The organism is Micromonospora sp. HNM0581 (assembly GCF_012726175.1).
In the GTDB taxonomy this organism is placed as follows: Bacteria; Actinomycetota; Actinomycetes; order Mycobacteriales; family Micromonosporaceae; genus Micromonospora.
In genome coordinates this window covers 70,442-82,504 of record NZ_JAASAD010000006.1, presented here as the reverse complement: position 1 = coordinate 82,504, position 12,063 = coordinate 70,442, and the positions used below count along the sequence as shown (strand labels likewise).

Sequence of the window (12,063 nt, the reverse complement as noted above, 5' to 3'; positions counted from 1 at the left end):
GTGCGTGGAAGCGCTCCCACATGTCCGACAAGGTACGGGCCCGTTGCCGACTTGTGAAGTCCTTCCGCGAAGAAAGCGGCGACGCCACCGCGTGACGATGGCCGGCGAGCGATCTCGCCGTTTACGATCATGGGATGCGGGATGGTGTGGTCGTGGTCGGCGCCGGCATCGCCGGTGTGGCATGCGCCCGGGAACTGTCGAGCGCCGGCATACCGGTCCAGGTCCGGGAGCGCGGGCGGGTGGTCGGCGGCCGGATGGCCAGCCGGCGGTTCGACGGACGACCCGCCGACCTCGGCGCGGCCTACCTGACAGTCAGCGATCCCGAGTTCGCCGAGGTGGTGCGCGGCTGGCAGGCGGCCGGACTGGCCCGGGAATGGACCGACACCTTCGTCGCGTACGACGGCGAGTCCTGCCGCGAGATCCCGGGGCCGATGCGGTGGGCGGCACCACGTGGGCTGCGTTCCCTGGCGGAGCAGCTCGGTCGGGACCTGCCCGTGGAGACCGACCGTGCGGTCGGCGGCGTCGGGCCGGGACCGACAGTGGACGGCGAAGCGTACGCGGCTGTGGTGCTGGCGATGCCCGGGCCGCAGGCCGCGTCGCTGCTCCACCCGGAACTCGTCGCGGCCACCGAATCCGTCGAACAGCAACGCTGGTCGCCGACACTGGCGGCGATGCTGCGGTTCCCGAGCCGACGATGGACCGACTTTCGGGGCGCGTTCGTCAACTCCCACCCGCTGCTCAGTCTGGTCTGTGACGACGGCGACCGGCGTGGTGACCGCGCCGCGGTCCTGGTCGCGCACACCACCGACGCGTACGCGGCCCGGCACCTGGCCCGACCCACCGCAGCCGGGCCGGAGATCGAGGCGGCCGTACGCGACCTGCTCGCCCTGCCGGACCGCGCGGAGCACGTCCACGTCCACCGTTGGACGTACGCCAAGCCGGCCGGGGGCGACACCCCGGTGACCAGCTTCCACCTCGACGCCGACGGGATCGGGCTGGCCGGGGACGCGTTCGGGGAACCCCGGGTGCAGACGGCCTGGCGATCCGGCCGCGATCTCGGCCGGGCCCTCGCCCGCCGACTTGCCTGACGCCAGACAGGCACCACCACGCCCGTCCGACAGGAAGCTCAGCCGACGACGGCCGGGGAACGTGTCGGCGAGCCCGCTGCCCGGGTGCGCTCGCCGGAGCCGTCCAGCATCCGCATGACCGGGGTCGCCGCGACGCCGTGCACCACCACGGAGACGATCACCACCAGGGCGGTGGTGGCCCAGACGAGATCCGCCTGCGGGAAATCCGCCTTCGTGGTGGCGTACGCCAGGTAGTAGAACGAGCCGATACCCCGGATGCCGAAGGCCGCGATCACCCAGTGCTCCGCGGGACGTCCGGGTGCGCCGCGTAACGCCAGCCACCCGGCCAGCGGCCGGACCACGAAAACCAGGGCCAGGCCGACGAGCGCGGCGGGCCAGGTCAACGGAGCCAGCAGCCCACCGATCACCGCACCGCCGAGCAACAGCAACATCAGCACGGTGAGCAGCCGTTCCACCTGCTCGGCGAAATCGTGCAGCACCGCGTGATACTTGTGGTTACGCTCCGCTGCCCGAATCGTGCGGGCAGCCACGAAGACCGCCAGGAAACCGTAGCCGCCGGCCACCTCCACCAGCCCGTACGTCAGGAAGGTGGCGGCCAACGCCAGGAACCCCTCGGCGTGCCGGGCCAGCCGCAGCTCGCTCGGCGCCCGGAAGAAGAGTTTGCCGAGCAGCCAACCGATCAGGAGCCCACCGGCCAGCCCGACCGCCAGCTTGTAGAACAGCTCGACGGTGACCCAGCGGGCCAGCCAGTCGCCGGGGGCGAGTCCGGAGCCCGCGATCGCGACCGCCGCGTAGACGAACGGGAACGCCAGACCGTCGTTCAACCCCGCCTCCGAGGTGAGCGCGAAGCGCACCTCGTCCTCGGAGTCCGACTCGGCGGAGGGCTCACCGACCTGGACATCGGAGGCGAGTACCGGATCGGTCGGCGCGAGCGCCGCGGCGAGCAGCAACGCGGTGGCCGGCACCAGGCCCGCCCACCACCACCCGAGCAGAGCGACAGCGGCGATACACAGCGGCATGGCCACGGCGAGCAGCCGCCACGTCGACGACCAACGTGCCCAACTCAACGGTCGATCGATCTTCAAACCGGCCCCCATCAACGCGACGATCACGCAGATCTCGGTGAGATGGGTGGCAAGGTCCCGATGTGTGAGGGGGTCCGGCACGGGTAGGTCGGTGGGTAGCACGTAGATCAGCATGCCGAGCCCGAGGAAGGCCAGCGGCATGGACAGCGGCCGCTGCTCCACCAGACGAGGCAGGATGCCGGCGAGCAGTGCCGCCACACCCAGCACCGCGAACGCAACGTCGATCGTCTCCACCGCACCGCCTCTCGCCACGCCCGCAGCACGCGGACAGGTGGCGCACAACGTGCCCCGGCTGGGGTGCCGCTAATCGCAGTAATCCGCCACCACGTGACGGCAGGTCGGCCGGAACCCGACCGCCAGCGGTAGCGGCGCCCGGCCGGACGCTCAGGCCGGGGGGAGCAGGATCTCGAACCAGACGGTCGAGCCACGCACCGTAGGGTCGGTACCCCAGGCGTCGCTCAGCTCCTCGATCAACCCCAACCCGCGCCCCCGGCTGCTGAGGGTCTCCGTGCGGGCCCGGGTCACCGTGCCCCGCGAGCCCGAGTCGGCCACCGACACGAGCAGACGCTCGGGGCTGAGGTCGATCTCCACCCGAGCTGCGGTACCCGCATGCAGCAGCGCGTTCGTGGTCAGCTCGCTCGTGCAGAGCACCGCCGCGCCGACCACCGAATCCGTCACCTCCCACTCGGTGAGTTGGGCGGTCATCCAGTGCCGGACCCGGCTCGGAGCGGTCGGCTCGGCGGGCACCTCCATCCGGGCCGACCGGCTCGGACGCACCGCGTACTCGACGGCGAGCACGGCCACGTCGTCGTCCGTCGCCCCGGGAACAGCCGCCGAAGCCACCGCGCACAACGCCCTCGGGTCGCCGCTCGGTGCACCGGCCACCGACTCCGCCAGGCGGGCCAGCCCGTCCGACAGGCCGTGCCGACGTCGCTCCACCACACCGTCGCTGAACAGCAACAGCGTGTCGCCGGGGACGAACGCGACGGTGCGCGTCGCCGCCCGGTAGCCGACCCCCAGCGGGGCCCCCGAGGGCACGTCGACGTACTCGGCCTTCGGCTCACCGGTCGGCGAACAGCGCCGGACCAGTGGCGCGGGATGACCGGCGCTCGCCAGCTTCAGCTCCGCCCGACCGACGTCGATGACGCCGAACGTCACGGTGACGAACAGCTCGAACGTGCCGGCCTCGGCGCCCAGGCTGCCCACCAGGCGGTCGAGCCCGGCGAGCACCTGGTCCGGGCGGGGATCGTTGAGCGCCAGCGCCCGCAGCGCAGCGCGCACCTGGCCCATCCGCGCGGCGGCCTGCACATCGTGCCCGGCCACATCGCCGAGGACCACGCCCAGGTCCCCGGTGGGCAGCACGAACGCGTCGTAGAAGTCGCCGCCCGCGGCGTTGCCGTCGACCCCCGGGTCGTAGCGCGCGGCGATCCGCAGGCGAGGCAGGACCGGCAGGTTTTCCGGCAGCATGCTTCGTTGCAGCAGTTGGGCGGTGCCGTGTTGGGTCTCGAACCGTCGGGCCCGCTCGGTGGCCTGCCCGATCAACTCGGCCGAGGCTGCCAGCAGGGCACGCTCCGCGGCCGACCACTGATGCGCCGAGCGGTAGCCGACCGTCAGCGCTCCCCGGACCACCGAGGCCCGCAGCGGCACCGCGGCCAGGGCGCGGATCTTCTGGTCGTGCCGGTCGGCTGCGATCTCGTGCAGCGGCTGGCCGTCGTCGGTGAAGGTGGCCTGGCCGGTGCGGGCGCTGACCACGGCCGGGGCGGACCAGCCCGCCGGGCCGCGTCGCCACAACGGAGGGAGCCGTTCGTCCGCCTCGTCCACCAACTCGCCCCGAACCCGCCGGACCATCCGCCATCCGGTTGCGCCGCCCCCGTCGTCCACCGCGAAAGAGACCCGATCGGCGTCGAACGAGGTGATCGCATAACGCAGCGCGACCCGGGCCACGTCGTCCAGGGTGAGGGTGCCGGAAAGCGCTGCGGCGAAGTCGCTGAGGCCCTGCAGCTGCCGGGTCGCCGGGCTGGTCTCGGCCACCACGGACAGCACACCGACGATCCGGCCGTGGCTGTCCCGAACGGGCGAGCAGGCACGGGTGTAGACGGGCTGGTCGAGCGAGCCGGAGGGCGGGTGCAACGGGAGCGGGATCTCCCGGTCCAGGGCGGGTACACCGGTGCGGTAGGTCTGTTCGACGATGTCACCGACACCGGGGCGCTGCCACACCTCGGCGAAGACCTCGGCGGGGGGCCGTCCCATGGCGTCGGGATGCCGGTCGCCGATGAGGTCGGCGTACGCGTCGTTGTAGAGCAGCAGCAGGTCCGTCCCGAGGTGCAGGGCCATCGGCGCCGGGGAGGCGAGCACGACCTCGACTGTCGCGCGGACGGCGGCATCCCACGACTCGTACGGGCCGAGCGCCGTGTCACCCCATCGGGGATGGCTGGCGACGGCTGGCGGGCCCGGCACGGCCGGGCCCGCCAGAGGGCCTGCTGGCGTGGGGACTCGCCCGACCGTTCCTGGCATGACCGCAGCCTAGTCCGCCCGCTCGACCCGCGTTCCCGATCATCGGCGCGGTGCGCAGGACCGGGATGTCAGAGCAGGTCAGAGCCGATCCGATGGGATCTGTCCCAAAAATGGGGGCGTTCGGAGCGGCGTGCCGGCCAGGGGAAGGGGTAAGCGCGCCGGGCAATCCATGCGACAGGAGGGACGTCATGCCGGAAACCCTCGCGGCCGGGCAGGTCAACATCGGTGACGCCGCGGCCGACATGTGGAGGTCGGTGCTGCTGTTCGTGCCCCGGGCCATCGCGTTCATCGCGATCCTCGTGGTCGGATGGCTCATCGCCAGAGCCGTGCTCAAGGTCGTCGACACGGCCCTGGAACGGGTGGGATTCGACCGTGCGGTCGAACGGGGCGGCATCAAACGTGCCCTGGAGCGGACGCGGTACGACGCCAGCGACATCCTGGCGCGGCTCGCGTACTACGCGGTGCTGCTGTTCACCCTCCAGTTCGCCTTCGGCGTCTGGGGACCGAACGCGATCAGCGACCTGATCGCCGGCGTGGTGGCGTGGTTGCCCCGCGCGTTCATCGCGATCGTCATCGTGGTGGTGGCCGCCGCCATCGCCAACGCGGTGCGGGACATCGTCACCGGGGCACTCGGCGGGCTGTCCTACGGGCGGTTCCTCGCCGACGTGACGGCGATCTTCATCCTCGCCCTCGGTGTCATCGCGGCGCTCAACCAGGTGGGCATCGCCACCACGGTCACCCAGCCCGTGCTGATCGCGGTGCTGGCCACGGTGGCCGGCATCCTGGTCGTCGGCGTCGGTGGTGGCCTGGTGCGGCCGATGCAGAACCGCTGGGAAGGCTGGCTCACCAGAGCGGCCGAGGAGTCACGGGCCATCCGTGAGCAGCGGCAGGGAGCCGAGGCCGGCCGTGGGGACATGCAGCGGCAGATGGCCGACCGGACCGGTGCCACGCAGCCGGCCTCCCGGGGACCGGAGTCGTCGATGGCGGGCGGTCGGGGTACCCACCAGTCCGGCAGCGTCAGCGACGAGACCCAGCAGTTTCGTCCGTGACGACTGCCCGGCCGCGTTGCCGGAAACGGGTGTCCGCCGGACGGCGGGCACCCGTTCCCCCTCACCAGGACGCAGGCTGCGGGGTCGGCGTGTCCAGCGCGGCCGTCAGGGCGCAGACCGCGAGCAGGCGCAGCGTCACCCAGTCCGCCTCCGTCCAGTCGATCGGGGCGGGGGCCACTCGCCAACCGTGGTCCTCGGCGGCGGCACACATGCCGTCGGCGTAGCCGGCGAGGGCTGCCTCGCTCAACGGCCGTCGATCCGCGCCCAGGCTGTCCCGCACCGCCGCGGCGTGCTGGTCGACGGCAGCGAGCAGCCCCGGCCGGGCGGCGGCTGCGGCGAGTCCGTCGAGCCCCACGGCGTTGGCTAGCGTCACCAGACTGGACCGCGCCCGGTCGACGGCGGTGGGGGAGAGGACCCGGTTCGACGGCACGCGCATGGAGAACGAATGTAGCCAACCGGCACCGCCGAGACCTCGGTCGCCCGGATGGTCCCGGCACCCCGACGGCTGCCGGTCGGGTGTCCGCGAGGATCGAGTCGGGCGCGGCGCTACTCGGAGGACGCGTTCGCCGGGCGTCGTCGCGCGGAGTCGTCTGCGATGATCACGGTCGCCACCATCAGCGCGACGCAGAGGCTGAACAGCCACGAGCTGTCGTCGACGAGCCTCGCGGAGACGGGTGCCTGCACGGCGGCGAGGAGAAAACCGAGCCACGCCAGGCGACGCTGACGGGTGGAGAGGAAGCCCTGATGCATTCCGAAAGTCTTGCGCGCGACAAGGCCGTTGCCGTCAGCCGAACGGCCGATTCTGCCTGAGCTGTCCGAATTCGCCGCCCGTTCGGCTGACATCCGACGTGCACCGGCGGGTACGGCGGACCGTGGCGGTGGCCCAACCCGCACCCGTCGGTGACGTCAGAGTGTGTCCGGGCCGGTACGTCCCGTCGTGGAGGGGCGGTAGGCGCGGTCCGGGTCGGTGGCTCCACGGCCGGTGCCGGGCATCTCGCCACCCCGGTCAGCCGCCTCGGGGCCGTGCCCGAAGGCGGCTTCCTCTCCGGCGTCGTTGCCTGTCACGTCGTCGGCCTGCCCGTCGAGGGTGGACCGGGCCACCGCCCGATCCAGCTCCTCGAGTGGGATCTTCTCCTCGTCGCGCCACACCCTGTCGTCGGTCATGGCATCGCGGTACCCCCGCCCCGTCGTCGCAAACGACAGGTTCGGGTCGGCCGTGGCGCCGGGCCGGAACCGGGGAAGACGTCTGCGGGCCTCCGAGGTGCACCTCGGAGGCCCGCAGACGGTCACGTCGCGAGGTATCAGGGTTGCGGGCGGTCGACCTTACCGCGCCACGCGCCGGTCTCCTGGCCGCGTCGCTCGATGAACGTCTTGAACCGTTGCAGGTCACCCTTGGCCCGACGGTCGACCACGCCGAGCTTGTCGCCGGCCTGCTCGATCACCCCGTGCGGGTCGAACTCCAGCTGTAGGCTGACCCGGCTGCTGTTCTCGTCCAGCCGGTGGAAGGTGACCACCCCGGAGTGCTGGGTGCCGCCGGTCGACCGCCACGCCACCCGCTCGTCGGGCAGCTGCTCGGTGATCTCCGCGTCGAACTCACGCTTGACCCCGGCGATCTCGACGGTCCAGTGGGTCATCGTGTCGGAGAGCTGACGAATCTCCTGCACACCCTCCATGAACTGCGGAAACTCCTCGAACTGGGTCCACTGGTCGTACGCCGTCCGAACCGGTACGGCCACGTCGACATGCTCCGTTACGCCACTCATCAGATTTCCTTCCCTGCACCTGTAGGGGGTGTGCGGACCGGTCGGTCCGGCTACCAGCGCGTCGTCTCGTTCGGATGGCCGAGCGCCGCCCACACCTCGGACACCGTCTGGTACCGGGTGCTCTCAGGTAGGCGTTCCAACGCGGCCACCACGTCGTCGGGGGCCTCGTTCGCCTGTGCGTCCGCGAGCAGTGCGGCCCGGTCACCGGGTAGGGCGTTCATCGAGATGAACCGTCCCAGCCGGCTGCGGGCCTCGACATCCTCGGAGGTCATGCCCTGGGGAGTACCGCTGCGCAGGTCACCGGCCGGTGCCGTGGTCGGCTCCGGCTGGTCCTCTCCCGCGGGCTCCGGGACACGGAACTCGTCGACCCGCGAGCCGCCGGCCCCCGGCCCCTGCACGAGACCGCTGACCTCCTGGCTCATCTGCTCGTCGACCCTCGGTGAGTGCTTGCTGCTGCCGCGATCCATGCCTTCTGCGCTACCCGGGGGGACGGGGGGTAAACCGGTGAGCGGTCACGCACCCGCCGGCGACCGGGGCGGCAGCACCGGCTCGTCCGTGTCCTCGTGGCCGGACTGCAGCAGCCGTCCCCGTTGCAGTTCGGCGTTGATCTGCACACCGAGCATCAGCGCGGAGTTCGACAGGTAGAGCCACACCAGGAATGCGATCACCGCACCGAGGCTGCCGTACGTCGTGTTGTAGGAGCCGAAGTTCGCCACGTACAGCCCGAAACCGAAGGAGCCGAGCGCCCAGGTGACCAGAGCCGTCACCCCGCCCGGGGTGAGCCAGCGGAAACGTGGCTGGCGCACGTTCGGTGCGACCCAGAACAGCAGGGACATCAACAGCATCGCGATCAACGCCAGCGCCGGCCACTTGGCCACGGCCCACGCGGTACGGGCGGCGCCGCCCGCACCCACCAGGTCACCGACCGCGTCGGCGACCGGACCGCTGACGATCAGGCCGGCGGCCACCGTGGCGAGCAGCACCAGCGACAGGGCAGCCAGTCCGATCTGTGTCGGGCGCAACTGCCACACCGGCCGCCCCTCGACCACGCCGTAGATCGCGTTCGAGGCCCGGGTGAACGAGGCGATGAAGTTCGAGGCCGACCAGAGCGCACCGAGCAGACCGAAGCTGAGCAGCACTCCTGCGGAACTGTTCTGGTCCACCACCTCGCGGACGACGCCGACGAAACCCTCGTTGGCCACCACCGCGCCGGCACCCACGTCGCGGGCCAGGTCGAGCACCGTGTCGACGGTGCGTTCGCCGTCGGAGACGAGACCGACGAGGGCCACCACGACGACGGTGGAGGGGAACAGCGCCAGCACCCCGTAGTAGGTGAGGGCGGCGGCCCAGTCGGTGCAGTTGTCCCGCAGATAGTTGCGTCCGGCCCGGACCAGAACGCCACGCCAGGTCCGCCAGCGCAGCTGACGGATGCCCGGCAGCTGCGCCACCGGCGGTTCGGTCGACGGGGCGTCGGGGTCGGTCGTCGTCATCACGCTCCCTGAGGCTCTGCGGGCAGGTGCGGCTCGTGGATGGCCCCGCCGTACCCGACACGGTCCGGCGGCAAACTCCGCAGTGTTTGCGGTGGCGCTGTCCGGGTACACCGGTCCGAATAGCTCGCACACGGAGGAGGATCGACATGCCCGGGCGCGAGGTACTGCCCAGCACGCTGCGGCGCTCCCCGAAGAAGGCCCAGCGTACCTGGGAGAAGACGCACGACTCCGCGGTCGAGACCTACGGCGAGGGTGAACGGGCACACCGCACCGCGTTCGCCGCCGTCAAACACGATTTCGAGAAGGTCGGTGACCACTGGGAGCCGAAGGGTCGCAAGGGCCCCAGTGACGAGCAGGCCGCCGGCGGTGGACCGGCCCGGCGGGCGCCGACCGCCGGCGGAGTGGACGCGAACGCCACGAAGGAGCACCTCATGCGGGTGGCCCGCGAACTGGACGTGCCGGGACGGTCAGGCATGACCAAGTCGGAACTGGTCACGGCCATCCAGAAGGCGAACGACCGACAGACCCGCAAGGCCCGGGGCGGCTGACGCCGTCCCGATGGGGTACGTGACCGGCGTGCGGACCGGGCCGCGAAAGGACGCGCGGTCCGTGCGCCGGTTCACCAGTGGCCGCCACCGGGCGCCTGGATGTGCACCGCCTTGGTGGCGGTGAACTCGTCGAGCAGTTCCGGGCCGTAGCCGAAGCCCTGGCCACTGCCCCGGCGTGGGTGCGCGGCGCCGGCCGGCGCGCCACCGAAAACCGCGTTCACCTTCACCGTGCCCACCGGCAGCTCCCGCCAGGCCCGTTGGGCGTGGCTCATCGACCCGGTCAGCACGGTCGCCGCCAGCCCGTACGGTGAGTCGGCCGCACACCGCAGCGCCTCGGAGAACGAGTCGACCACGACCACGGCGGCGACCGGGCCGAAGGTCTCCTCGCGGATCAACGCCGAGTCGTGCCGGCAGTGGTCGATCACGGTCGCCGGGTAGAAGGCACCCGGTCCCTCCGGCAGGGTTCCGCCGACGCGCAGCCGGGCGCCGTCGGCCACCGCCGCGATCACCTGCCCGTGGACCTGATCGCGGTGGCGTCGGTCGACGAGCGGTCCGAGATCGGTCTCCGGATCCCGTCCCGGTCCGACGCGCAGCGCGGCGGCCCGCTCGACGAGTGCGGCCACGAAGTCCTCGGCGACGTCCCGGTGGGCGTAGATCCGCTCCACCGCGACGCAGATCTGACCCGCGTTGGCGAAAGCGCCCAGGGCGGCCTCACCGGCGGCCCAGACCGGGTCGACGTCGGCGTCGACGATCAACGCGTCGCTGCCTCCGTTCTCCAGGAGGACCTTCGCTCCGGTACCGGCCGCTGCCGTGGAGATCGCCCGGCCGGCGGCGCTGGACCCCACGTGCGCCACCATGTCCACCTCGGCGGCGGCCAGCGCCGCCCCGGTGGTCTGGTCGCCGCTGAGCAGCGACAGCACCCCTGCGGGTAGGGCGGTGTCGAACGCTCGGGCCAACAGCCATCCGGTCGCCGGGGTGCGCTCGCTGGGCTTGTGCAGCACCACGTTCCCGGTGACCAGGGCGGCGCCGAGCAGCCCGCACGCCACGGCGACCGGGTCGTTCCACGGTGTTATTGCGGCCACCACGCCGCGTGGCTGCGGGGTCATGAAGTCGATCGCGGCGGGATCGCCGTGCAGGGTACGGCCGCCCCGGGCCGGCGCGAGTTCGGCGTACTGCCGCAGGGTGGCGACACCCGCCTCGACGCCACCCCGGGCGTCCGCGAGTGGCTTGCCCATCTCCGCGGTCGTCGCGTGCGCCAGGTCATCGGCGGCCCCGGTGACCGCGTCGGCGATCCGGTGCAGCGTCGCGGCCCGCTCCGCCGGGGCTGTCGCGGCCCACTCGGACGCCGCCCCCCGCGCCGCCGCCACCGCCTTGTCGACCTCGTCGGCCGTGGCCACCGGAGCACTTGTCACCGGGCGGCCGTCAGCCGGATCGCGCACCGTCAACTCGCCGGCCTCTCCGCCGGCACCCCAGACCCCACCGATGAGCTGCGTGACCGTGTACATGGCGCGCTGGATGCCCGGGTCCGGGCCCGGCAAACGTTTCGTCGACCCGTCCCGGGGTAGCGGCCGCGGTCAGGGCTCGATGTTGCGGTGCCGGGTGCGAAGCTTGAAGGGCATCAGAGCGCTCTCGATCTTGGTGGCGGTGGTCATCTTCGAGTCGCCGTCGCGTCGCTCCTCGAAACGGATCGGCACCTCCAGGATGGTGTGCCCCAACCTGGTGGCCAGGTAGTGCATCTCGACCTGGAAGCTGTAGCCGTTGGACTGCACCCGTTCCAACCCGATGTCGCGCAGCGCGTCCGCCCGCCAGATTTTGAAACCGGCGGTGAGGTCACGGATCCGTACGCGCAGCAGCGTGTGCACGTACAGGTTCGCCCAGCCGCTGAGCGCCCTGCGGTAGAGCGGCCAGTTCTCGTCGAGTTCGCCGCCGGGCACGTATCGCGACCCGATGACCACGCCGGCCTGAGTGGACAACAGCGCACCGAGCATGCCCGGCAACGCCTCCGGCGGGTGGGACAGGTCGGCGTCCATCTGCGCCACGTACTCGGCCCCGCCGTCGAGGGCCCGGCCGATCCCGTCCACGTACGCCCGGCCCAGGCCCTCCTTGCCCGGCCGGTGCACGACCTGCACCCTCTCCGGATGCTCGATCGCGAGCTTGTCCGCGACCTCACCGGTACCGTCGGGCGAGTTGTCGTCGGCGACCAGTACCTTCAGCCCGGCCAGTGGCAGCGCGAGGAGACGCTCCACCAGCAGCGGCAGGTTGCCCGCCTCGTTGTAGGTCGGTACCACGACGGTCAGGCGGACGTCCCGCCACGGCGAGGGCAACTGGACGGGTTCGATCATGGGGGACATCCTCGGTATGCGGACAGCTTACCTGTGAGCGTAGCTACTTGTCCCTTCCGAGGTGAAATGGCTCCCCGGCGTCGTACCCTGATCGCTTTCTGCCCGCCTGCCCACCGTTCGGTACCTCACCGGCGGTCTCGGCCGACGAGGCGCTCGGGTTAGCTTCTCCGGCACGGCGGGTAAC

Annotated in this window: 13 protein-coding genes; 3 read left to right on the top strand and 10 right to left on the bottom strand. The window is 71.7% G+C overall.

Annotated elements, in window-relative coordinates:
* The first annotated feature begins 146 nt into the window (after positions 1-146).
* Positions 147-1,088 carry an FAD-dependent oxidoreductase gene (locus tag HCA58_RS10295; protein WP_169597686.1) on the top strand — a complete coding sequence of 314 codons (942 nt, stop codon included), beginning with the start codon at positions 147-149 and terminating at the stop codon, positions 1,086-1,088.
* Between the two features lie 38 nt (positions 1,089-1,126).
* On the opposite strand, the gene HCA58_RS10290 is transcribed toward HCA58_RS10295, so the two are convergent.
* Both HCA58_RS10290 and HCA58_RS10285 read right to left on the bottom strand, forming a co-directional pair.
* A complete protein-coding gene (locus HCA58_RS10290) occupies positions 1,127-2,407 on the bottom strand; it encodes a cation:proton antiporter (protein ID WP_169597554.1) in 1,281 nt (426 codons plus the stop codon).
* Between the two features lie 150 nt (positions 2,408-2,557).
* Complete coding sequence (locus HCA58_RS10285; RefSeq protein ID WP_169597553.1) at positions 2,558-4,687, bottom strand: SpoIIE family protein phosphatase; 2,130 nt, start codon at positions 4,685-4,687, stop codon at positions 2,558-2,560.
* A 188-nt stretch (positions 4,688-4,875) separates the two neighbouring features.
* Between HCA58_RS10285 and HCA58_RS10280 the strand changes: the two genes are divergently transcribed.
* On the top strand, positions 4,876-5,736 hold the full coding sequence (locus HCA58_RS10280; protein WP_169597552.1) for a hypothetical protein: 861 nt from the start codon (positions 4,876-4,878) through the stop codon (positions 5,734-5,736).
* Between the two features lie 61 nt (positions 5,737-5,797).
* Here HCA58_RS10280 and HCA58_RS10275 read toward each other — a convergent pair whose 3' ends face one another.
* The 6 genes from HCA58_RS10275 to HCA58_RS10250 form a co-directional block, all read right to left on the bottom strand.
* Positions 5,798-6,172 (bottom strand): DUF6401 family natural product biosynthesis protein, encoded by a 375-nt coding sequence (locus HCA58_RS10275; protein ID WP_169597551.1) that lies wholly within the window; start codon positions 6,170-6,172, stop codon positions 5,798-5,800.
* 110 nt (positions 6,173-6,282) lie between these two features.
* Positions 6,283-6,486, bottom strand: coding sequence for a hypothetical protein (locus HCA58_RS10270; protein ID WP_169597550.1), 204 nt, complete (start codon positions 6,484-6,486; stop codon positions 6,283-6,285).
* 156 nt (positions 6,487-6,642) lie between these two features.
* A complete protein-coding gene (locus HCA58_RS10265) occupies positions 6,643-6,900 on the bottom strand; it encodes a hypothetical protein (protein WP_169597549.1) in 258 nt (85 codons plus the stop codon).
* A gap of 137 nt (positions 6,901-7,037) precedes the next feature.
* A complete protein-coding gene (locus HCA58_RS10260; RefSeq protein ID WP_169597548.1) occupies positions 7,038-7,499 on the bottom strand; it encodes an SRPBCC family protein in 462 nt (153 codons plus the stop codon).
* A 50-nt stretch (positions 7,500-7,549) separates the two neighbouring features.
* Entirely contained in the window at positions 7,550-7,966 is a 417-nt protein-coding gene (locus HCA58_RS10255; protein ID WP_169597547.1) for a DUF2795 domain-containing protein, read from the bottom strand.
* 45 nt (positions 7,967-8,011) lie between these two features.
* On the bottom strand, positions 8,012-8,989 hold the full coding sequence (locus HCA58_RS10250; protein ID WP_169597546.1) for a YihY/virulence factor BrkB family protein: 978 nt from the start codon (positions 8,987-8,989) through the stop codon (positions 8,012-8,014).
* Between the two features lie 146 nt (positions 8,990-9,135).
* Between HCA58_RS10250 and HCA58_RS10245 the strand changes: the two genes are divergently transcribed.
* Complete coding sequence (locus HCA58_RS10245) at positions 9,136-9,537, top strand: ChaB family protein (protein WP_169597545.1); 402 nt, start codon at positions 9,136-9,138, stop codon at positions 9,535-9,537.
* Positions 9,538-9,608: 71 nt separating this feature from the next.
* On the opposite strand, the gene HCA58_RS10240 is transcribed toward HCA58_RS10245, so the two are convergent.
* Both HCA58_RS10240 and HCA58_RS10235 read right to left on the bottom strand, forming a co-directional pair.
* Positions 9,609-11,042 (bottom strand): aldehyde dehydrogenase family protein, encoded by a 1,434-nt coding sequence (locus HCA58_RS10240; protein ID WP_169597544.1) that lies wholly within the window; start codon positions 11,040-11,042, stop codon positions 9,609-9,611.
* 69 nt (positions 11,043-11,111) lie between these two features.
* Positions 11,112-11,879: a polyprenol monophosphomannose synthase gene (locus HCA58_RS10235; RefSeq protein ID WP_169597543.1), complete on the bottom strand. Its 768-nt coding sequence runs from the start codon at positions 11,877-11,879 to the stop codon at positions 11,112-11,114.
* Between the last annotated feature and the right edge of the window lie 184 nt (positions 11,880-12,063).